Below are 20,906 nucleotides of genomic sequence, written 5' to 3'. Positions count from 1 at the left end.
CCGCATTGTTTACCAGGCCGCAACAATTTTTCACTGGAATCGGTATTTCCGGCCGATGCCGCCATCGCTACGATGCAATCAACCGCTCAGCACAACCAGTGAAGCGCGAAATCAATGAAACCGGAGGTCATCATGAAGTCGATCATTTACGCTGTCGTCGCAGCCACTGCCCTGTCCGCCTCGTATGGCGCATTCGCCCAATCGAGCCAGGTGACGCGTGAACAGGTTCGCGCGGAACTCGTTCAGCTCGAACAAGCCGGCTACAGGCCGGAAGTGGCGGACCTGCAATATCCGCAAGCGCTGCAAGCCGCCCAGGCGCGCGTCACGAACGCCGACGCGGCCGGTTATGGCGCGCAGGCAGCCGCCGGCGTGCGTGCGGGCCGCCTCGTGCCGGCCACGCAGAACGGCCCGAGCTCGACCTACTTCGGCCAGTAAGCCGGACCGCCCGTCGCGGATCGCGACGCGGCTCGAACACCACGCCCCCGTTCAGCGGGGGCGTGGTGTTTTTGCGTTCAGCAGCAGCACGGGGGCGTTTGATACAACCCGACGTCACGGGATCAGGGACCATCGGGGGACGGCTGACGCACTTAACGCGGACCGGACTGGCGCAGACAGTGGGCAGAAAATCAGCGTTCGCGGAACACAAATATTCAGGAATGCTTTCTTTTACATCGATCTCGTCACGCCTTGCATCCGACGTGCGCCATTCCGTCGTCGACTCACAGCGGCGGCACATCGGGCGGCGCCGAGAAATGATGCTGAAGGATCTTCCATCGCCCTTCCCGCCGCACGATGACCCACGTCGTGCGCAGCCGCGATCGCGATGGTCGCGTGACCAATCGGGCCCGCGCAAACGCCCCACGCACCGCACGACGATCGCGCACGTTTAAGCATAGAATTCCCGCGTGTGCCGAGCCGGTCGATGCGGGCGAAAGCGGGCCCGCAGCGGCATCTGCAACGATGCCGAACGCCGTCGCGCCCGCCAGGCCGGCTTGACGCTGTATCCATGCGAATTTTCTACAAGGAGCGGTTTCATGTCTCAAACATCCGGATCCATGATCACCTTCCGCCGCCCGGACGGTCAGGAACTGCAGGGCTACCTGGCGACGCCGGAAAAGACCGAGGGCGCGCCCGCGGTCGTCGTCATCCAGGAATGGTGGGGCCTGAATGACCAGATCCGCGGCGTCGCGGACCGGCTCGCACGGTGCGGATACTTCGCGCTCGTGCCCGATCTGTTCCGCGGCAAATCGACGGTCGAGGAAGCAGAGGCGCACCACCTGATGACCGGGCTCGACTTCGGCGACGCCGCATCGCAGGATATTCCCGGCGCGGTCCAGTATCTGAAGACGCGCGCTGCGCGCGTCGCCGTGACGGGGTATTGCATGGGCGGCGCACTCACGCTGCTGTCGATGCAGTTCGCCGACGTGGATGCCGGCGTCGCGTGGTACGGCCTCCCGCCGCTCGACTATATCGATCCGTCGAAGATCAAGGTTCCGTTGATGGGCCATTGGGCGACGCAGGACGCGTTCTTCAAGATCGACCAGGTCGACGCGCTGGAGAAGAAGCTGAGCGATGCCAACGTCGGCTTCGAGTTCCACCGCTACCTCGCGCATCACGCATTTGCGAACGAGACGGCCGTCGGCCCGGCGCGTCTGGCGGCGACGCAGTTCGATCCGGTGTGGTCACAGCTGGCGTGGGACCGCACGCTCACGTTCCTGGGTCGCACGCTCTGGAACGACAAGAGCAAGTAAAGAGCAAGTAAGCGCGACTCCGCGCGCATGATCGAGGTCCGCCGACGCAGTGAATGCAGTCGGCGGAGCGCGATTCGCCCCAGACCTCGTTCAGCCCTTTCAGCTTGCCGGTAACGGTATGCCGACGATCGCGTGCTCAGTCATGGGTCGCGCACAGTGCCGCCTCGTCGGCAGCCAGCATCTCGGGCACGCATTCGCGCAGGAAATCGACGAACGTGCGGATCTTCGCGTCGAGGTACTGGCGTGACGCATACAGCGTGTAGGCCGTCAGCTTCTGCAGCCGGTATTCGGGCAGCACGCGAACCAGCGCGCCGCTGCTCAGCGCGGGCAACGCGGTCGACATCGGCAGCGAGCCGATGCCGAGACCCGCGCGCAATGCGGCGCCGAGCGCATCGGCAATGTTCACCTGAAAATCGGGCTGCGGCAATTCGAACGTCTCGCGGCCGTTGGGCCCGTCGAGATGCCACTGGTCGCGCGGAAACACCGGCGTGACGATCTGCAGGCACGCGTGCCCTTCGAGTTCCTTGACCGTCTGCGGCGTGCCGCGTTCGCGCAGGTACGCGGGCGACGCGCACAGCACGCTGTGCACGGCGCCGAGCCGCTGCGAAACGAGCCCCGAATCGGGCAGCTCCGTCGTGCTCAATTGCAGCGACACGTCGTAGCCTTCGTCGATGATGTCCGGCACATGTTGCGACAGCGTCAGTTCGACCGCCACCGACGGATACCGCTGCCGATAGCGGACCACCGCGGGCACCACGTAAGCCTGGCCGAAACTCGTCGTCGCGTGCACGTGTAGCCGGCCTGACGGCTTGGCCTGCGCATCAGCGGCTTCCGCCTCCGCCTCGTCGATATAGGCAAGCACCCGCTGGCAGCGGTCGAGGTAGCGCTGCCCTGCGTCGGTCAGCGCAATGCGGCGCGTGCTGCGATTGAGCAAGCGCGTGCGCAGGTGTGTTTCGAGCTGGGCGACCGAGCGCGATGCGTAGGCTGTCGTGATGTCGAGCCGATGGGCGGCACTCGTGAAGCTGCCTTCCTCCGCCACGCGGACAAATATGCGCATCATCTGTAGCGTATCCATCGACATGCCCTCGGGAATGACATCGCCTCGCGCCATGCAGACCCGGTGCGTAGCGATGCGCACGGGCCCCGGTCCGTTCCGGTATCGTCGCAGCGCGAGCCATGCGACGCAACATGCCGCCACCGTCGTTGCGACGCCGGACAGGTGTCGCGTGCCGCGCGATCGCGGACATCGCTGCGGCGCCCGGCGAATCCGCGTCCGCGCCGAACAGGACAGCGATATCCGCTCCGGTACGAATGGTGCGGAACAGTACAGCACCGGTCAGGGCATGTCCAGTTCCGCCAGCCGACAGCACCGCTCGCTACGCGCGCACTGCCGCTTCGAACGGGTCCCGCAGCACGATCGTGTCGTCGCGCTCAGGCCCGGTCGTGATCAGCGAGATCGGCACTCCCGCGACCGCCTCGACGCGCGCGATGAAGCGGCGCGCTGCGGGCGGCAGATCGCCGAGTCGACGCTTGCCCCCGACCGCTTCAGCCCAGCCGTCGAACTGCTCGTAGACCGGTTTCGCACGGGATTGCGCTGCGAGACTCGCGGGCAAGTGATCGACGCGCATTCCGTCGAGTTCATATCCGACGCAGAGCCGGATCGTGTCGAATCCGTCCAGCACGTCCAGCTTGGTCAACGCGAGCGAATCGATCCCGGACACCTTGACGGCCTGCCGAAGCTGCGCGCCGTCGAGCCATCCGCAGCGGCGCGGACGGCCGGTATTGACGCCGTACTCGCGACCGCTTTCCCGCAGCCGGCGGCCGACCGCGTCGTCGAGCTCGGTGAGGAACGGCCCGCCGCCGACGCGCGTCGCATACGCCTTGGTCACGCCCAGCACGTGGCCGAGCGTCGATGCGCCGAGCCCCGTGCCGGCCGCGGCCGCCGATGCAACGGTGCCCGACGACGTCACGTACGGATACGTGCCCCAGTCGATGTCCAGCATCACGGCCTGCGATCCTTCGAAGAGAATCTTCCTGCCCTGGTCGTGCGCGTCGTTGAGGTCGGCCCACACCGGACGAACGAACGGCAGCACCTTCGGCGCGAGCTCGACGAGCGTGGCCAGCATCGGGTCCCGGGGGAATTCGTCGAGCCCCACCCCCCTGAACCACGCATTGTGATGATCGAGCAGCGCATCGAGCTTCTTCGCGAGCGCGTCGGGCTCGGCCAGATCGCCTACGCGCAGCCCTCGGCGGCCGACCTTGTCTTCGTACGCGGGGCCGATCCCGCGCAGCGTGGTGCCGATCGGCTCGCGTCGCAGCTTTTCCTGCGCCGCATCGATGGCCCGATGGACCGGCAGCACGAGCGTCGCGTTCTCGGCGATCGACAGGTTGTCCGGGCTCACCGTCAGCCCGAGCGCCACGACGCGGTCGATCTCGGCGAGCAGCGCCTCGGGATCGAGCGCGACGCCGTTGCCGATCGCGCCGCGTTTGCCGCGCACGAGCCCGCTCGGCAACAGCGCAAGCTTGTAGGTCTTCCCGTCGACGACCAGCGTGTGCCCCGCATTGTGGCCACCGTTGTAGCGCGCGACGATGTCGGCCTGCCCGGCGAGCCAGTCCACCAGACGCCCCTTGCCCTCGTCGCCCCATTGGGCGCCCACCACCACGACATTCGGCATGCTCCGCTCTCCATGTGAGAAATTTCGACACCATTCCGGCCCGTCGAGCCGATTGTGTGCCATATTGGCGGAGCCTTTCGCAGTGATCAAACGATTAAACCTGATATATCGCGTGAGTTTTTTTAACGCGAAATGACATGAAGCGATGAGCCGGAAACTCCCTCCGTTGAATTCCCTGCGCGCGTTCGAGGCGGCTGCGCGGCACGGCAGCTTCACGCTGGCCGCCGACGAGCTGTGCGTGACGCATGGCGCCGTCAGCCGGCATGTCCAGCAGCTCGAAGCCTGGCTCGGACGGCCGCTATTCGAGCGCCACAACCGCCGGGTCGAACTGACCGACGCCGGCCGCGCGTATCTCGCCGAAATCGGCGCCGCATTCGACCGCATTGCGCTCGCCACCGCGCAGCAGCTTCAACTCGGACAGCAGCAGGTGCTGCGCGTCAGCGCGCCGGCCACGTTTTCGCTGCGCTGGCTCGTGCCGCGGCTGTCGTCGTTCCAGGTCGCCCATCCGAACATCGAGGTGCGGCTGTCCACGTCGAACGAGCCGATCGACAAGCTGCGCGACAAGGTCGACCTGATCATTCGCGGCGGCCCGCAGACCATCGACGGGTACGTGGCCGACGAGTTTCTTTCCGAAGTCCGTCTGCCGGTGTGCTCGCCGAAGCTGCTCGAAGGGAAGACGCTGCGAACAGCCGCGGACCTCGCCGACTTCACACTGCTGCACGCGGCGACCTACCCGGGGATGTGGCCGGAATGGCTCGCGGCGGCCGGGCAGGCGCAGCTCACACCGCGGCATTCGCTGACGCTCGAACACTTTTACCTGACGCTGCAGGGTGCGCTCGACGGGCTCGGCGTCGCGATGGGGCCGATCGCGCTCGTCGCCGACGATATCGCCGAAGGCCGGCTCGTGCAGCCGTTCAAGACGCCGGCGTTGCCGCCGTGGCGGTACTTCACCTACGTCGCCGATGCGCGCGCAGAGGACGATGCCGTGCGCGCGTTCAAGGACTGGCTGGCAGTCGCGGGGAATGCGGCAGCGTCGCGCGGTGGATGACGGACGGCCGAGGACTGACGCCGACGGACAACGTGCCTACCTGGTGCTCGGCCAGTCGATCAGGAGCGCGATCACATAGCATGCCGAATCATATTTCATGGACGGGCATCGCAGAAAATATTAAAAGGATAACGAACGTTTCGTCAGCGCACTCATGGCCGACTCGACAACACTTCTAAAGTGACGCGATGTGCCCGACATCGCGAGGGAAAACAGGCGATACGCGACGAAAACCGCGCATCGCCCGGGGCATTGCTTACTGGCTCGCGCCAGCCGCGGCATTGGCCTTCTTCTGCGCGTCCTGCAGGTTCTGCGGATAGTTCGGATCATTGACCGCCGGCTTGTAACCCGCGGCTTCGAGTTTCTTCAGCTCGGCGGTGTTCTTTGCCCGCGCTGCCTTGCGTTCGGCCTTGCGCTGCGCGCGCGCTTCCTTGCGTGCCTGACTCTTCGCTGCCTTTTCAGCCGCCTTCGCATCCTGCGTCGTAGTCGCAGCTGGCTCGCTGGCCGTCTGTGCGAACGACGAAGCCGTCCCGCCGATCAGGAAAGCTGCTGCGGCAGCAACAAGCGTGATCCTTCTGTATTGAATTCGCATCGCTGGACTCTCTGTTCTGATTGGTTACGGTTTGAAGTACGTAGAGATACCGCCCCTGCCCCCGATGCGAGGATGTCTCGATCGGGGCTTCTGCATCATAACCGCGTTGCAGCGCGCGTGGTGCCGCCGAGATCGATCGTCCGGGCATTTACGGATGTCGTCCGCGACGCATGCACGGTTGTCGCGCGTCGATTGGATTGCCCCGGAACGATACGGGTGTCATCGGCAATGGCCGAACAGGGGCGTGCGTCGCGCGTTGCAACCGGTGTTTCAACGCACGGAATATTTCGGCACCGTGCGCTGACTTCTCGACGCAATGAACGGGGCTTGACGCGATGTCCGATTCGCGTTGTCGGCGTCGTTAATTTGAAGAGACGCGCAGGATCTCGCGAGGCGGTCATGACCCTCGGTGTGAGACGGACCAATCGTCATCTGATTGCGCGCTGGCCGGTATCGCAACACATGCGTATCGTGATGCCGAATCGGGATCGGACTGCACTTCACATCTCGCTCGACGAGCGACCGACAACGGCGCCACAAAAGAACAACGTGGTGTAGCGCAGCGAGGTGATCGAGCAGCATCGATTCCCGCTCACGTGTCGGAACGCGAGCCCGACGAGCCATCGCGATCGATAGGTCACCACGCCTGCGCGAGCGACGTTACCTGTCGCGCGTGCCGTTTTATACCTTTGGCTGAAACCGACCATGGCCGGATACCTTGCTCGCCCCGCCGACGCCGAAGTGAAGATGTGCGAGTCGTGTCGCTCACCGCGTCGGTCGATCGCACTGTGTCGTGATTTTGCGCGTCAGGTCGGGCGGCAGTGGTAGCGAATGTTGTGGGATCGAGGCGACGACGACGGGCGGCAAACGTGGACATCCCCGCAGGAAATGCGGCAGCGGAGGGTTCCGAGGCCCTGCGACTCGACAATCCGTGTGCATTCAGCGGGTAGACGTCATAGAAGCAGGCTCGTTCAGTTCATGCAGATCGTCATGAAGGTGAGCTTTTACGGGATCTGCCATGTTTCGATGGTGAGCTTCTTCGGGAACCGGACGTCGAATGGGTGTCGGTGAGGGGTGGCGGTATCGCCCCGCTCACGTCGACGGAAAAATCGCGACGAGGCAGATGGGCCCCACAGGAAACGACTCCAGGTTCACAGCGGAATGCGGGGCTTTGTCAGCGATCGCGGAAAATGTATGACGCGTCGATACGAACGGGTGACAAGCGCCTCGTCGGCGCGTCAATGCACAGGGACGAGAGTGTCTGAAAGGAGGATATTCACCACGGGCCACCAAGGCGCAACGGCACCTGCCAGGACCGACTGCTCCCGCGCTCGCCGGCAATTTTTGCCGTGAGGCGTCGCAAGGATTCAAGTCACTCATTGGCTCGGCTGTGTTGAGTGCTTCGAACGGCGAACCGCTATGTCACAGGAGGCGCTGGGATGAACGGCGCAGATCTCGACGTCGCTCGAGGCCGAAGTCCTGATCGAGTCGCCAACCATGGGTGGATACCTGACGTCGATGCTGACGTCTGCACTCCCATAACAGGGAACCTATGGGCCGGAATGGGCGCCTTTTACCCGATTTGCTCCCATAGCTTTCTACTTTTCGGCGCTTGTAAGTATGCGCTCACCTCTCGTTTTGGCCATCAGGCTGCTGCAACGTAGTCAATATTGTGCGTTGCTACCAGGAGAAGCTTCCACAGTCCGGGCTCTCAAGCTACCAAATACAGCTACGTCCAGCGATTGGGTAGCGGTTTATGGGGGTTGGTCTTTCCTGGAGCACACGTGTGTTTACATCTTTAGAAAGCAACGTTTACTACTTTAACTACTTTTAGACGGCTCACAGCCTTGACTGGCAAGGGTTTGACCGGTGTTCGGTACCCATTTATGGGAGCGGAGGTAGAAAGGTCTGGGGTCTCCGGTCTGTGGATTTGGGGAGATGGGTAGCAGGCTGTGGGGATTCGGGGATGTGGATATGGGGCAAGCGTACCCTGTTATGGGATTTTGGCCACGAAACTCCATGGGTAGCTGTCTATGGGAGCCTGTTGAGGTACCCCTTTATGGGAGATCGAGGCGGGATCGTGCTAGCGCAACTGCGTCGTCTGTGTCCTTGGGTAGCAATTTATGGGAAGCCGGCAAGGTAGCCGTTTATGGGCTGAAGTTTCCGTCGAGCCAATCGGGTTCCGCAGGCAGCTCGCGCCGGGGTTCCCCATAAACAGGATCAGTCCGCTGGAAAGGTTCCCGGCTATGGGAATTTTGGAAGGTTACCTTTTATGGGACCTGTCCCGACGCACAGTTGCTGGATGATCGCAATCTGCCGAATTTGAACGTCTCCAAAGGTACCCATTCATGGGAACCATTCAAGGTAGCTCGTTATGGGAGAAAAACGGCATCGTGCTGCACGGCACCACGAACTCGGCCGCAATCGGCGGTTTTAGTCGTTTGCTTACCATAAATGGGTACCTTCGACCGGGACTTGGCGAAGCCCGATACGATCGCCACGTACGAAAGGTAGCTGCTTTTGGGATGGATATTGGCGGATAGGTAGATGGTTATGGGGCGGAACACAGGTCGTCTTGTCAAAAAAACCCCTTTATTGCCGATAGGTTAGCCGCGATAGTGCAAGTGATGTGCGAGCAAGGACGTTGCTCTCGGCGGCGAAAAGGTATAAAGTCCGCTTTCAACAAGGCAACCTTATCCGGACATCACGATGCCGCGAAAGCCCGCAAGCAAAGGCTCCGACAAACAAGTCTCGCTGTTCCAGACGCCAGAGCCTCCCGACTTGCTGCGCAAGGCGGTCCAGGCGATTCACATCGCACCCAAGTCGGGAAAGATCGGCCTGCAGCAGCGCAAGATGTTCAGTTCGCTGATCAAGAATGCGCTCCGGCAGGAGGCGTTCGAGCCGGGTCGCACGAGCTTCTCGATTTCGATCGCGTCGCTTTCGCACGAAAGCGGGCTGAACAGCAACAATACGAAGTACGTGAAGGACACGGTGAACTCGCTCATCAGCACCGTCGTCAACTGGGACTATCTGGCCGCGGATCGCTCGACGGTCTGGAAGGCGTCGGGCCTGCTGGCCGGCGCGGAACTCGAGCAATCGGTATTGAAGTACAGCTTCTCGGACCAGATTCGCAGCGAGCTGCTCAACCCCGAGATCTATGCGCTGATCGATATGCGGATTGCGCGCGAGTTCCGGCGTTCACATTCGCTCGCGCTGTGGGAGAACACGGTGCGCTACGAAGGGATCGGCATTACCGCGAAGATTCCGCTGCCGAAATTCCGCGACCTGATCCTCGGCCAGGACAAGGCGTCCCAGTCGTACAAGGAATACAAGCTGTTCAAGAGCAAGGTCCTGGTGCCGTGCATTCAGGAGGTGAACGAAGTTTCGGACCACACGCTCGAACTGATCGAGCACAAGTCCGGCCGCAGCGTGGAAGCGGTGCAGTTCAAGGTGACGCGCAAAACGAGCGCGGACACGGTGGAGGAAGGCGACGTCAAGAACGAGGCGCTCGTCGAGGAAGTCGCGAAGTTCGGCATTCCGCGATCGGAGGCGCGCCGGCTGATTACGCAGTATGGCGTACAGCGCATCAAGGCCGCGATCGCGTACACGCTCAATCGGACCACGAAGAAGAATGCGGCGCCGATCGACAATGTTGGCGCGTATTTCCGCAAGGCGCTGACGCACGGCTACACATTGTCCGACGGGCAGGCGACGGACGCGGCCGCCCCCGCGAAAGAAACCCAGCAGAGCAAGCAGGAACAGATCCGCGACAAGTATCTTGCGGCCAAGATCGACGAGGCAGGCGCGTACTTCCGCGAACTGGAGATCGATGACCAGACCAAGCTCATCGAGCGCTACAACGAGACGGTGGCCGGTTCGAAGGATCTGACGCTGTCGCCGAAGAAGAAGGCGAGCAAGCTCGCGCAAACGAGCTTCTTCCGGTGGCTCGCGCTGGACACCTGGGGCGAACCGACTTCAGACGACCTGCTCGAATTCCTGCTCCGAAGCAGTCTCGCCGGGAACTGAAAAAAAGACCTCGCAATTGCGAGGTCTTTTTATTTGGGCACCTTACTTTTGCGCGCTGGCGAGGTCGGTGACATACGCGTCGATCACCGCCTTGAGCTTGTCGGCAAGCGCCTCCTGATGCGCGGTGTCGACGCCCTTGAGCTGCAGATCGAGACGCCCATCGGGGTAGGTCTTCAACTGACCGATCGCGCGCGAGTCGACGGCGAAGTCGTGGCGAACGCTGTAACGCGTCCGTCCCGCCTTCTTGTTTGCGTCGCTCTGCGCACGCAGGAAGTTCTCGAGATCGCGCACGGACTTCTTGCGGTCGATCACCGCGGACAGCAGCCGGTCGGCCGTGGGCTCGCCGAGCCGCTCGAAGATCAGCTTGAGGAAATACGCGGCCTGCAGGCCGACGACGTCGTTCGCCGCAGCCATCCGCTCGAGGAGCGTATTGGACAACGCGTTGAGCGACAGCGTCTTGCTGATCGTCGCCTTGTCCTTGCCGATCTTTTCGGCCAGCGTGTTCTGGTCGGGGAATACCTTCTCGTCGAGCAGGCGTTTCCAGGCGACCGCATCGTCGAAGATCGTCTGGCGTTCGTGATCGTGGTTCGCGCGGTAGGCGATCGTATAGAGCTGCTCCGGCGTGTGATCCGACCGGAACGTCGCGTTGATGTATTCGTCGCCGTTGATGCTCGTGGCGCGCAATCGGCGTTGCCCGTCGATCACGACGAGCTTGCCGGGGAACTCCGGCAGCCGGGTCACCTTGATCGGCTCGATCTGCCCTTCCCGCTTCAACGTCAGCGCGAGTTCGTGCAGGCTCGATTCCGAATAGAAGATCCGGGGGTTGAACGGGTTCGGGATGCAATCCTTTACGGCAACCCTTTGCGGCGCGCCGAGATCCGTTGCGTCGACGGGCGCTGCCGCGACCGGCTTGAACGCCGGCGTCCCATTCGCAGCGGGTGCCGCTTGCGACGGTTCCGGCAACCGTGTTTCCAGCGCCGCGTTTTCCTGCGCGAGCCCGCGCAGCAGACCGGCCGCGAGGTGGAGGTTGCCCGTCGCCTTCTTCTCTTTCGATGTGTCGTTAGCCATGAGCGGTTCCGGTAGCTCGCGTCGACGCGATGTATTGGGCCATTTCGGTGACCAGCCGCTCGATCTCCGCGCGGGCTTCCTTGAGGCCCTTCAGATACCGATTGTGGTGATGGATGGTGGTGCCGAGCGCGAAGGTCTGGCGATACACCTCGCGTTGGGCGATCTGGCTGTCCAGCAGATGCTCCCCTATTTCTTCAGCCTTTAGAATTTTTAAAATTTCTTCACGCATTTTAGTTTTTCCATTGACGCTGTTGAGCATCAATGCGGAAGAGAGGCTCGGGTTACGGACCGCGCGCATGGACTCGATCATGCGAATCATCGCGACGGTGCTGTACAGATCCGCGGGCGACGGCGACAGCGGGACAAGGCAGAAGTCGGCGACTTCGAGCACCGACGCAATGCGTGGGTCTTCGAGGTTGCCGGGGCAGTCGACGACGATCACGTCGAAATGCGCGTCCTGCTTCTTGATCTCCCCGCCGATGCCGCGCCCTGCAGGTGCAAGCGAGAGGACGGTCATCGGAAGGGTGTTCTCGCCGCTCGTGACCCAGCGCACCGAGGTGCCCTGAGGGTCGGCATCGATGAGTGCAACCTTGTTCCCGCCGGCCTCGAAGGCTGCGGCAATGTTGACGGAGATGGTTGTCTTTCCAGTCCCACCTTTTTGATTACTGACGGCAATCTTGAAAGCCATTAAATTCCTCCAAGGAGTTTTGCGCAATATATGCAATTGTTGGTGAAATGTCCAGACAAGATGTTCTTTGCAGCGAAATCTTCTAGATCGATATGGTTGTCACGTGACAATCGGACAGATGGCCAACGTTGGACACACGTCGTCCGAGGAGATACATGAGAAAAAACGGAGACAAATTTCACTGCGAAAAATCGGCTTCAAGTTGAATGGTGGAAAATTTGATCAATCAAGTGGATGTGTTATCGAAAACACTGCGAGCCTCAATCGGTGGCTCGATGCTGATCCGATGACGCTCAATCGATCGAAAGAGTTTGGGCTGGCTGTTGAATGTGAGGTTGTCACGTGACAAATCGCTACGCGCACGCGAATGGGAGTCGAGCGACGAACGCATCGTTTATCTGGGAGTTGCCAAGCCGGAGATGCATCCACTTTGTGCGAGCCATTGATGGCACTGCGGGTTCTGGTTGTCACGTGACAACCCGGGCCCAGGGGCGCGCCCTTGGTAACAGCTGTTCGGGTTATTGGAAGGAAAAGTTAGCTGACGCCTTCCACCTTCCGTGTTCGGTGAGATTTCAGCGGCGCGAAAAACATAACGTTGACTCGCGAATCTATCGCTGGGCGATGAGTTGTCACGTGACAACTCATCGAATGGTCGATTGCGGCATCCCGACAGCACAGGAATGCCTACTATTGAATGCGCAGTGGCTGAGGTGGTGATTAGATTGGAGTGCGTGCTTATTCAACGAAATTCGCGAACGTGATTCGCCGTTTCACCGAAGATCTCGGGGCATGCCGCTTCCAGGCGACCGTGTAATGGCCGCGTGCTTGATCGCGGATGCAGCGCGAGTCTGACGCGATGCTCTGGGGCGGGGAGTCCATCTGCGTTGATAATTCAGGGGTGATTGATGTGGCCCTAATAATGTGAGCCCCACCGTTGGCTTCGAATGCGCTCCTTGCCGTGGGCAAGGAGCCGCTACACTTGTCATGTCGTCGCCGGATGAGTGTCCGCATGGGGCACATACGACGCAATCGTCAAACGCCGATAGGGGCGTGTCGAGCCGAAACGACGGTGGATCGACCATTTGGGCGCTGACATGAACGGGCGACGATCCACATCGTGAAACAACTGTCAGAAATGGGGCGTGCTCGGAAATCCTTGTCTGATAAGGGTTTACCGGAAATTCTTCGCGTTGTTTCACGCATCCGCCTCGCAATTGACCCTTTGAGATGGGGGGAATGCCATTTCGTGACTGATTTCCGCCGGACACGCTGATCGGCCGCAAAACAGTACAAATTTATACGTGTTTCGTAGTATTTGATACGCTTCAGCCATTCGGCCTATCAATACAGCCGGCGCCCACGTGCTGCAATGAGGGGGAGTTGTCACGTGACAACCGTGCATAACGTCTGCCGCGGTCCGATGGATCATCGTAAAAGTGCAATCGCCTGTATGCCGCCAGCGTCAACTCATGAGCTGAGCAGTCGGGGCAATCGCGACGCATACGAAGGTATGGCAATGCGTCGACACGTCGCGAGGCAATTCGAGCAACGCACGCCGATCCAGTCGCACACCGGCAGAACATCATGGCTTTGTCCGACATGCTAGAGGGGGCCCAAGCGGTCTTAGCGGGCGCATCCGTTCGCCTTGCGCAACGCGCAACGCCTGACATCCGAACCGGGCGACCCGCATGCCGCCGTTTCCAGGCCGACACGCCTATTTGGCCGCACGCGATGCACAAACGGCAGGCCACAACGATTTCGGCGTGCGTGCCGCTTCAGCGACCTTGCGCCACCAGCGCTCGCCGCGATGCGGCGCGGCCAGATCCAGCCGCTCGCCCATACGCGGCGTCGACAGTTCGACGCCGCGCGCAACCGCCAGCGCCGTCACGCGCTCGAACGGCTCCTGCCAGCGATGCATTGCCAGATCGAACGTGCCGTTGTGAATCGGCACGAGCCAGCGTCCGCGCAGATCGACGTGCGCCTGCACGGTTTCCTCCGGCTGCATGTGAACGTACGGCCACTGCGCATCGTAGGCGCCGGTTTCAATCAGTGTCACGTCGAACGGTCCGAGGCGTTCGCCGATCGTCCTGAATCCGTCGAAGTAGCCCGTATCGCCGCTGAAGAACACGCGCAGATCTTCGTCGACAATCACCCACGACGCCCACAGCGTGCTGTTGCCGTCGAACAGGCTGCGGCCGGAAAAGTGCTGGGCGGGCGTGGCGGTGAATGTCAGCCCGTCGATCTCTGCGCTTTGCCACCAGTCGAGCTGCCGCACTTTGGCTGCATCGATGCCCCATTCGATCAGGCGGTCACCGACACCGAGCGTCGTCAGGAACACGCCGGTGGTTGCGGCGAGGGCGAGCACCGTGTCGCGGTCCAGGTGGTCATAGTGATCGTGCGACAGGATCACGCCGCGCAGTGGCGGCAGACCGGCGATCTCGATCGGCGGCGCATGGAAGCGTTTGGGGCCGAGGCGGCGGAACGGCGACGCACGCTCCGCGAAGACGGGATCGGTCAGCCAGAATTCGCCGCGCAGCTTGATCAGCAGCGTCGAATGCCCGAGCCGGTACAGGCTGCGATCAGGTGCAGCTTCGAGTTGTTTACGGGTCAGCGAGTCGACCGGGACGGGGCCCGCAGGCACCGCTTCTCGCGGCTTGTTGAACAGCATGTTCCACATGATGCGCATCATTTTGCCGAATCCTTCGACCGGCCGCGGCGCGACATTGCGGAAACGTTCGCCGTCGTGTTGCGGCGAGGCTGCGGACTGCGCACGGCCGCGCTCGGCGGCGGTGAAGCCCAGCGTACGATGAATGAAGTCGGGGAGCGATGACATGGGAATCCGTCGGAAACAAAAGTACACCGATCAGTGTAGTTTGTTTTCGAGAAAAGTAAACTGCCGGGTGTAAAATTTGAAGATGGATACGAATGCCACTCATCAACGTCTGACCGATCGAAAGCGCGCGGCCATCGTCAGCGCCGCGATCGAAGAATTTCTCGCGGCCGGCTACGACGCGACCAGCATGGACCGGATCGCCGCGCGCGCGGATGTGTCGAAGCGCACCGTCTACAACCATTTCCCGAGCAAGGAAGCGCTGTTCGCCGCGATCCTGCACCAGCTGTGGGATGCGACCCATACGGGCAACCCGCCGGCCTATCGCGGCGACGTGCCGCTGCGCGAGCAACTGCTCGAATTGCTGGCGCGCAAGCTGCGCCTGCTCAACGACGATGCGTTTCTTGCGCTCGCGCGAGTCGCGATCGCAACGGGTATCCATTCGCCGGAACGCGCGCGCGACATGGTCGAGCGCCTGGGCGAGCGCGAGGAGGATGTGACGGTCTGGATTCGGGCAGCGGCGGCGGCCGGCCGGCTCGCGGTCCCGGATCCGGCATTTGCTTCACTGCAATTGCAGGGCGTGGTGAAGGCCTTCGCGTTCTGGCCACAGGTGACGATGGGTCAACCGCCGCTTGGCGAAAAGGCGCAGAGGCAGGTCGCGGAATCGGCGGCCGACATGTTTCTCGCGTACTACGAGCGGAACGGGAGCGAAAGCGGGAACGACAGTAAAAGCCGACGTTGAACCAATGCAGCGCCGCACCAGCCGGAACACCTCGCCAGACGCCGCTGGCCTTCGCCCGATCTCGGCATTCAGGCGTTTGGCCTACATTGGAGGAAGCAACGTGCATCACGCGATGCACGTCGCACGACCGATCCGCGCGTCGACACGGGGCCGGTTGCATCGTGAACCGATCGACAACGCGCCGATGCCTGCGCGATTCACGGGACGTACAGTGAGCAAGCACGAATGAAGACGCTGCTGATCATCTACCACACGATGACCGGAGGCACGCGACAGATGGCCGAGGCGGCCGCCGACGCGGCACGTGAGCAGCTTGGCGTGTCGGTCCGGCTGCAACGCGCGGACGAGACGAGCCCGGACGACGTGCTCGCGGCCGATGCCTATCTGTTCGCGACGCCGGAGAACCTTGCCGCGATGTCGGGGCTGATGAAGGACTTTTTCGACCGCTGCTATTACGCGGCGCTCGATCGCATCAACGGCCGTCCGTATGCGGCGATGATCTGCGCCGGCAGCGACGGGCAGAACGCGTTGCGCCAGATCGACCGCATCGCGACCGGATGGCGGCTCAAGAACGTCGCGCCGGGCCTGATCGTCTGCACCCATGCACAGACACCCGAGCGCATTCTGGCACCCAAGACGATCGACGCCAGCGATCTCGCACGCTGCGCGGAACTGGGCGCCGGTCTGGCGGCCGGCCTCGCGCTGGGCGTCTTTTGAAGGCGCGATTGCGTGGTACACCCTGTCGCACGGGGCTCGGCCGACGCCGTCATTTCCCATAAACGGCTACCGGGCGACAAAGCTGCCGGGCGCGCGCCGTGCTGACGCGATCCGTGCCGTGAAACGATGCGACATGTGAAACCTCGCCACTTCGTGCCGACGCGGAACACATGCTGCGTGCGATGCGTATCGCGGCAGACCTCACATTCGGATTCCCCTGATCCCATGGGCAGCAACGTTGGTGTTCGCGCGGATCGGTCAGCGATTCATCGCGGGTCGGTAGCAGGAAATTCCGGCTCGAGTACGGGCATCGCTTTTGCGAAACGAAACACTTCGAACTCCGTATCAATTGAGTGCGAACGCTTGCGCTTGTACCGGCAGCTGGTGGCACTCGGGCCACGGCGTCTTCACGGGACCGCGCGACGCGCCAGCGGCCGAAGATGACGATATCCCGAACGTACTACGCATTTTTCCGGGATTCGATGCAGGCACAATGATGTGACACCGCGTGCCGCGACGCTCGTCGCACATGTCCGCATGGCATTCCCGATGCTCGGCAGGCGACATGCCGTTCGTCGTTCGCGACGTTGCGGTAGTGCTCGCCGGCGTGCGGGAATGCGCACCCGTCGCGCCGCACGCGGACCCGAGCATGGGGGGCGATCCGATAACCTGCCGCCGTACCCGAAAGGGGCGGCGAGGGTCCGTCATGCGGACCCGTTGCACCACGAGCCTGGGCGACGCGATGGCCACGCGGATCCCCGTCGGGCGTGCGAGCGGGCGGCGCAATCGCCGCAATCCGGAGCGAACATGCGCGGTCGCGCCATCGTCGCCACTCCGGCGGCGTGCACATGCGTGTCAGCCGTTGCGCCCGCGTACCGGTATACTTCACTCCTGCGTTGTATCCGGCATCCCGGCCGGGTGCCTGAAACACGGGGTGTGCGCCAGCCGCTCATGCTGTGCGTTCCGCGTCGACGACGGATGCGCCGAAGGTGTCCGTGACGTGCTGCTGCGTATTGCGCGGCACGGCTTTGCGCCGCGTAGAAAGGCGCGTGCGAGTCGAGTCGCCGCGAAAGCACGCCTTACCTATTCCTGGTGGATTGAATTTATGGGTTTTGAACAACTTGCCGAATTGCGGAACCAGCTCGCGGCCAAGGCCAAGCAGGAACGCAATGCCAAGCGATCGCAGTCTGAGGCGAAGCCGTCGTCCGGAGGCAAACCGCCGTCCGGGGCCAAGGCATCGTCCGGGGCCAGACCGGCTGCCGGCGCGAAGGGACCTTCCGGCGCCAAGGCATCGTCCGGCGCAAAGGGCGCTTCCGGCGCAAAAGGGGCGTCCGGAGCCCGCTCGTCGACGCCGGTCGATCCGACCATCGTCGCGATCGGCAAGCTGCAGCGCCGCTTCCCGCTCGCATTTCCGAAGAACCCGGCGCCGAAGGTGCCGCTGAAGGTCGGCATCTGGGCGGATCTCGCCAGCGAAGCGCAAGCGATCGGATTGACGGAAGACGAGCTGCGCGAAGCGATGGCGACGTGGTGCCGGGGCAATCGCTATTGGTCGTGCATGGTCGAGGACGCAGTGCGCGTCGATCTGCAGGGCAATGAAGCCGGGCGGGTATCGAAGGACGATGCTGCGCGCGCCAGACGACTGAAGGCGCGACGCCCGGGGAAGGGCGCGGCGCAATCGGCGAAGGCCGAGTCGAAGCCGGCAGAGGTCGCATCGCAGCAGGCGACGGCCGAATCGGATTCGCAGCAGGCGAACACCGAGCCGCAGGTGGAGAACGTCGACGTGCAAGCGGCGCAGGCTGAATCCCAAGCGGCGAAGACAGAGTAACGCGTCGCCATGGCCGCCAGCGATGCCCCCGCATCGCTGGCGGTACGTTCAAGTTTCCTTTCCGCGAGACCGTATGCCACGGCGCAACGCCGATGGCAGCGAGCGATTCATGCTCGATCACGAGCGCGCCGCCGCCGGTATTCGTTCGACATGTCGGACTCGATGTGCTTGCGAATGCGTTCCCGATAGCGAGCATCCGGCATTGCGTTGCGTCGACGAGGCTGCTTGATTCGCCGCGTTTCGTTGCGTTGTCCGACTCTTGAATGCCAATCCACGCGTGAGCTCGGCGCAAAGTGCGCGCTACCGTGGGAAACCGGCATCTCTTCCCCCGACTGATTGTGACTTTCCGCGTCGACGCCGTTGCGTGGAGCGCCACGCGTTCGTCTTCGACAAGATGGTATACCCCTGTACCCTATATGGAATTGGGTAATGAGATATACTCCCCTACCCTATCTGGAGGTTGGTGATGAGTCACACAGTTCGCGAGAAGCAGAAGCTGCTCAACCGGGTTCGCCGCATCAAGGGGCAGGTGGAAGCCATCGAACGCGCGCTCGAAGAGGAGCGCGGCTGCAACGACGTGCTGCAGCTGATCACGAGCTGCCGCGGCGCGATGAACGGCCTGCTGGCCGTCGTGCTCGAGGACCATATCAGGTCGCATCTGGTCGACGTCGAGCACGACGGCGGCCATGACGAAGGCAGCGCGACCGAGCAGCTGATCGAAGTCGTGCACAGCTACTTCAAGTGAGACACGACATGAGCGATTTCAAGGACGCCGCGTTCGGCGCAGGACACGATCACATCTTCCTCGGCGCGGCACACGAGCAGAACGAACGCAGGACGTGGGCCGTGATCGCGCTGTGCAGCGCGATGATGGTCGCGGAGATCGTCGGCGGGAGCCTGTTCGGATCGCTGGCGCTCGTCGCCGACGGCCTGCACATGTCGACGCACGCGGGCGCGATGCTGATCGCGGCGCTGGCCTATACGTATGCGCGGCGGCACGCGAGCGATCCGCGGTTCGTGTTCGGCACCGGCAAGCTCGGCGACCTGGCGGGGTTCACCAGCGCAATCGTGCTGGCGATGATCGCGCTGCTGATCGGGTACGAGGCCGTATCGCGTTTCCTGTCCCCGGTACCGATTCATTTCGGCGAAGCCATTCCGATCGCGGTGCTCGGCTTGCTCGTCAACCTCGCGAGCGTCTGGCTGCTGAGCGGCGATCATCATGGCCACGGTCATCATCACCATCACGGGCATGGCCATGATCATGGCGAGCACGCACACGACGACGCGCCGAAACGGATCTTCACGCGCACGGGCGTGTTCGATGTCACGGTGTTCGAGGACGGCGTTCCGCCGGTCTTCCGGATTGCGCCGGCAACGGACGCGGCAACGGACGCGGCAACGTTCGGCGGCGAACCGGTCTCGGTGACGACCGTGCGTCCCGACGGCGCCCGGCAGGCGTTCGCGATGGCAGATCGCGGCGGCTATCTGGAATCGCTCGACGTCATTCCTGAGCCGCACGTGTTCAAGGCCGTCGTGCGAATCGGCGACGACGAGCACGCGCTCGAATTCGTCGAGCATGATCATGACCACGACGACGCACACGCGGCCGCGGCGCGCGACCACAACATCCGATCGGCCTACGTGCACGTGATGGCGGACGCTGCGGTGTCCGTGCTCGCGATCGTCGGGCTCGTGCTCGCGCGCGCATTCGGCTGGCTCTGGATGGACCCGCTCGCGGGCATTATCGGTGCGCTGGTGATCGCGAACTGGTCGTACGGCCTGATGCGCGACACGGGCGGCATCCTGCTCGACATGCGATCCGACCCGCGGATGGAAGACCGGGTGCGCGACGCGGTCGAGGGCGGCGGCGACCGCATCGCGGACCTGCACGTGTGGCGTCTCGGGCCCGGTCACATGAGCGCGGTCGTGTCGGTGGCGACCCGCGACGGCAGCCGCGACGCGCGCTTCTATCACGGGCTGCTCGGCCGCCTCAAGGGCTTGTCGCACGTGACCGTCGAAATCGTGCGCGTGCAGCCGGGGGTGTGACCGATGGCCGTCAAGTCGCCCTGCGTCGACATCTGCTCATTCGACGGACGAACGGGTTTCTGCATCGGCTGCTTCCGCACGCTGGAGGAAGCGCGCGCGTGGAAGAAGATGACGGATCATCGGCGGCACCAGATCGTCAATGACCGTGCGCGGCGGGAAGCGAAGCTCGAGCGCGGGACGCCGACCGAACGCTAGTGCGACGGTGGCGGCGCGGCCACGCCCGTCATCGATCGCCGCGATGCCTATGACTCGAACGACGTCATCCCCGACTGCAGGTAATTCTCGATGCCGACCTTCTTGATCAGTTCGAGCTGCGTCTCGAGCCAGTCGATGTGGTCCTCGGTTTCGTCCAGGATGTTTTCGAGGATTTCGCGCGACGCATAGTCCTGCGCGGATTCGCAGTATGCGATCGCTTCCTTGCAGTGCGCCTGGGACGCCCGTTCGAGCTTCAGATCGCACTCGAGGATCTCTTCCGTATGCTCGCCGACGAGCAGCTTGTGCAGGTCCTGCAGGTTCGGCAGGCCGTCGAGCATGAAGATGCGCTCGATGAGCGCGTCCGCATGCTTCATTTCGCCGATCGATTCGTCATACTCGTGCTTGCCGAGCTTGTCGAGCTGCCAGTGACGATACATGCGCGCATGCAGGAAGTACTGGTTGATGGCCGTCAGCTCGTTCTTCAATTGCGCGTTCAGATAGTCGATGACCTTCTTGTCGCCCTTCATAGCGATGTCCCCCCAATCGAGCGCTGTTCACCTTCGTGACGTCGTGCCGTTTCAACGATAGTCAGTGAACCGCCGAATCACAATCTCGCGGCGCCAAACGGACGGTGCGCGGGATGATGCGCAGAACGACGCACGGGACGACGAAAACGAAAGGCGAATCAGTCGCATTCCCGTGC

Annotated in this window: 18 protein-coding genes; 10 read left to right on the top strand and 8 right to left on the bottom strand. The window is 62.7% G+C overall.

Translation table 11 applies throughout. From position 1 onward, the window contains the following. Positions 1 to 114: 114 nt before the first annotated feature. Complete coding sequence (locus tag ACV229_RS35715) at positions 115 to 435, top strand: DUF4148 domain-containing protein (protein ID WP_448087777.1); 321 nt, start codon at positions 115 to 117, stop codon at positions 433 to 435. A gap of 284 nt (positions 436 to 719) precedes the next feature. Here the strand turns inward: ACV229_RS35715 and ACV229_RS35710 are convergent, their stop codons facing one another. Beyond that, positions 720 to 866: a nuclear transport factor 2 family protein gene (locus ACV229_RS35710; protein ID WP_448087788.1), complete on the bottom strand. Its 147-nt coding sequence runs from the start codon at positions 864 to 866 to the stop codon at positions 720 to 722. Positions 867 to 1,034: 168 nt separating this feature from the next. On the opposite strand from ACV229_RS35710, the gene ACV229_RS35705 reads away from it, so the two are divergent. Next, on the top strand, positions 1,035 to 1,751 hold the full coding sequence (locus tag ACV229_RS35705) for a dienelactone hydrolase family protein (RefSeq protein ID WP_448087776.1): 717 nt from the start codon (positions 1,035 to 1,037) through the stop codon (positions 1,749 to 1,751). A gap of 136 nt (positions 1,752 to 1,887) precedes the next feature. Here ACV229_RS35705 and ACV229_RS35700 read toward each other — a convergent pair whose 3' ends face one another. Next, a complete protein-coding gene (locus tag ACV229_RS35700) occupies positions 1,888 to 2,826 on the bottom strand; it encodes a LysR family transcriptional regulator (RefSeq protein WP_448087775.1) in 939 nt (312 codons plus the stop codon). Between the two features lie 301 nt (positions 2,827 to 3,127). Further along, the gene (locus ACV229_RS35695; RefSeq protein ID WP_448087774.1) at positions 3,128 to 4,426 is read right to left on the bottom strand and encodes an adenylosuccinate synthase; all 1,299 of its coding nucleotides are present in this window, start codon (positions 4,424 to 4,426) and stop codon (positions 3,128 to 3,130) included. Positions 4,427 to 4,571: 145 nt separating this feature from the next. Between ACV229_RS35695 and gcvA the strand changes: the two genes are divergently transcribed. After that, on the top strand, positions 4,572 to 5,474 hold the full coding sequence (gcvA, locus tag ACV229_RS35690) for a transcriptional regulator GcvA (RefSeq protein ID WP_448087773.1): 903 nt from the start codon (positions 4,572 to 4,574) through the stop codon (positions 5,472 to 5,474). Between the two features lie 256 nt (positions 5,475 to 5,730). Here the strand turns inward: gcvA and ACV229_RS35685 are convergent, their stop codons facing one another. Then, positions 5,731 to 6,066, bottom strand: coding sequence for a DUF4148 domain-containing protein (locus ACV229_RS35685; protein WP_448087772.1), 336 nt, complete (start codon positions 6,064 to 6,066; stop codon positions 5,731 to 5,733). Between the two features lie 2,709 nt (positions 6,067 to 8,775). Between ACV229_RS35685 and ACV229_RS35680 the strand changes: the two genes are divergently transcribed. Next, positions 8,776 to 10,092 (top strand): RepB family plasmid replication initiator protein, encoded by a 1,317-nt coding sequence (locus ACV229_RS35680; protein ID WP_448087771.1) that lies wholly within the window; start codon positions 8,776 to 8,778, stop codon positions 10,090 to 10,092. Positions 10,093 to 10,134: 42 nt separating this feature from the next. On the opposite strand, the gene ACV229_RS35675 is transcribed toward ACV229_RS35680, so the two are convergent. The 3 genes from ACV229_RS35675 to ACV229_RS35665 all read right to left on the bottom strand — a co-directional run bounded on the left by ACV229_RS35675 (position 10,135) and on the right by ACV229_RS35665 (position 14,681). Then, positions 10,135 to 11,160 carry a ParB/RepB/Spo0J family partition protein gene (locus ACV229_RS35675; protein ID WP_448087770.1) on the bottom strand — a complete coding sequence of 342 codons (1,026 nt, stop codon included), beginning with the start codon at positions 11,158 to 11,160 and terminating at the stop codon, positions 10,135 to 10,137. After that, positions 11,153 to 11,848 (bottom strand): ParA family protein, encoded by a 696-nt coding sequence (locus ACV229_RS35670; RefSeq protein WP_042585344.1) that lies wholly within the window; start codon positions 11,846 to 11,848, stop codon positions 11,153 to 11,155. Before ACV229_RS35670 ends, ACV229_RS35675 begins: the two co-directional genes overlap by 8 nt. Before the next feature lie 1,714 nt (positions 11,849 to 13,562). Continuing rightward, on the bottom strand, positions 13,563 to 14,681 hold the full coding sequence (locus ACV229_RS35665; protein ID WP_448087769.1) for an MBL fold metallo-hydrolase: 1,119 nt from the start codon (positions 14,679 to 14,681) through the stop codon (positions 13,563 to 13,565). Positions 14,682 to 14,763: 82 nt separating this feature from the next. Between ACV229_RS35665 and ACV229_RS35660 the strand changes: the two genes are divergently transcribed. The 6 genes from ACV229_RS35660 (at position 14,764) to ACV229_RS35635 (ending at position 20,203) form a co-directional block, all read left to right on the top strand. Next, a complete protein-coding gene (locus ACV229_RS35660; protein WP_448087768.1) occupies positions 14,764 to 15,420 on the top strand; it encodes a TetR/AcrR family transcriptional regulator in 657 nt (218 codons plus the stop codon). 225 nt (positions 15,421 to 15,645) lie between these two features. Further along, on the top strand, positions 15,646 to 16,137 hold the full coding sequence (locus ACV229_RS35655; protein ID WP_448087767.1) for a flavodoxin family protein: 492 nt from the start codon (positions 15,646 to 15,648) through the stop codon (positions 16,135 to 16,137). Between the two features lie 1,105 nt (positions 16,138 to 17,242). Further along, the gene (locus ACV229_RS35650) at positions 17,243 to 17,962 is read left to right on the top strand and encodes a ProQ/FINO family protein (RefSeq protein ID WP_448087787.1); all 720 of its coding nucleotides are present in this window, start codon (positions 17,243 to 17,245) and stop codon (positions 17,960 to 17,962) included. A gap of 466 nt (positions 17,963 to 18,428) precedes the next feature. Beyond that, complete coding sequence (locus tag ACV229_RS35645) at positions 18,429 to 18,707, top strand: metal/formaldehyde-sensitive transcriptional repressor (RefSeq protein ID WP_448087766.1); 279 nt, start codon at positions 18,429 to 18,431, stop codon at positions 18,705 to 18,707. A gap of 8 nt (positions 18,708 to 18,715) precedes the next feature. Then, positions 18,716 to 20,008 (top strand): CDF family Co(II)/Ni(II) efflux transporter DmeF, encoded by a 1,293-nt coding sequence (gene dmeF, locus ACV229_RS35640; RefSeq protein WP_448087765.1) that lies wholly within the window; start codon positions 18,716 to 18,718, stop codon positions 20,006 to 20,008. Between the two features lie 3 nt (positions 20,009 to 20,011). After that, a complete protein-coding gene (locus ACV229_RS35635) occupies positions 20,012 to 20,203 on the top strand; it encodes a DUF1289 domain-containing protein (protein ID WP_448087764.1) in 192 nt (63 codons plus the stop codon). A gap of 47 nt (positions 20,204 to 20,250) precedes the next feature. On the opposite strand, the gene bfr is transcribed toward ACV229_RS35635, so the two are convergent. Beyond that, on the bottom strand, positions 20,251 to 20,730 hold the full coding sequence (gene bfr / locus ACV229_RS35630) for a bacterioferritin (protein WP_448087763.1): 480 nt from the start codon (positions 20,728 to 20,730) through the stop codon (positions 20,251 to 20,253). Between the last annotated feature and the right edge of the window lie 176 nt (positions 20,731 to 20,906).

The organism is Burkholderia sp. MR1-5-21 (assembly GCF_053427715.1).
Note: the sequence above shows the minus strand (reverse complement) of the source record. Positions and strands in the feature narration are given on the sequence as shown.

What these genes read in the sequence shown, in the direction of transcription:
- ACV229_RS35715 (WP_448087777.1), top strand. Translation starts at nt 115, where the DNA reads ATGAAACCGGAGGTCATCATGAAGTCGATCATTTACGCTGTCGTCGCA.
- ACV229_RS35705 (WP_448087776.1), top strand. Translation starts at nt 1,035, where the DNA reads ATGTCTCAAACATCCGGATCCATGATCACCTTCCGCCGCCCGGACGGT.
- ACV229_RS35700 (WP_448087775.1), bottom strand. Translation starts at nt 2,826, where the DNA reads ATGGATACGCTACAGATGATGCGCATATTTGTCCGCGTGGCGGAGGAA.
- ACV229_RS35695 (WP_448087774.1), bottom strand. Translation starts at nt 4,426, where the DNA reads ATGCCGAATGTCGTGGTGGTGGGCGCCCAATGGGGCGACGAGGGCAAG.
- gcvA (WP_448087773.1), top strand. Translation starts at nt 4,572, where the DNA reads ATGAGCCGGAAACTCCCTCCGTTGAATTCCCTGCGCGCGTTCGAGGCG.
- ACV229_RS35685 (WP_448087772.1), bottom strand. Translation starts at nt 6,066, where the DNA reads ATGCGAATTCAATACAGAAGGATCACGCTTGTTGCTGCCGCAGCAGCT.
- ACV229_RS35680 (WP_448087771.1), top strand. Translation starts at nt 8,776, where the DNA reads ATGCCGCGAAAGCCCGCAAGCAAAGGCTCCGACAAACAAGTCTCGCTG.
- ACV229_RS35675 (WP_448087770.1), bottom strand. Translation starts at nt 11,160, where the DNA reads ATGGCTAACGACACATCGAAAGAGAAGAAGGCGACGGGCAACCTCCAC.
- ACV229_RS35670 (WP_042585344.1), bottom strand. Translation starts at nt 11,848, where the DNA reads ATGGCTTTCAAGATTGCCGTCAGTAATCAAAAAGGTGGGACTGGAAAG.
- ACV229_RS35665 (WP_448087769.1), bottom strand. Translation starts at nt 14,681, where the DNA reads ATGTCATCGCTCCCCGACTTCATTCATCGTACGCTGGGCTTCACCGCC.
- ACV229_RS35660 (WP_448087768.1), top strand. Translation starts at nt 14,764, where the DNA reads ATGGATACGAATGCCACTCATCAACGTCTGACCGATCGAAAGCGCGCG.
- ACV229_RS35655 (WP_448087767.1), top strand. Translation starts at nt 15,646, where the DNA reads ATGAAGACGCTGCTGATCATCTACCACACGATGACCGGAGGCACGCGA.
- ACV229_RS35650 (WP_448087787.1), top strand. Translation starts at nt 17,243, where the DNA reads ATGGGTTTTGAACAACTTGCCGAATTGCGGAACCAGCTCGCGGCCAAG.
- ACV229_RS35645 (WP_448087766.1), top strand. Translation starts at nt 18,429, where the DNA reads ATGAGTCACACAGTTCGCGAGAAGCAGAAGCTGCTCAACCGGGTTCGC.
- dmeF (WP_448087765.1), top strand. Translation starts at nt 18,716, where the DNA reads ATGAGCGATTTCAAGGACGCCGCGTTCGGCGCAGGACACGATCACATC.
- ACV229_RS35635 (WP_448087764.1), top strand. Translation starts at nt 20,012, where the DNA reads ATGGCCGTCAAGTCGCCCTGCGTCGACATCTGCTCATTCGACGGACGA.
- bfr (WP_448087763.1), bottom strand. Translation starts at nt 20,730, where the DNA reads ATGAAGGGCGACAAGAAGGTCATCGACTATCTGAACGCGCAATTGAAG.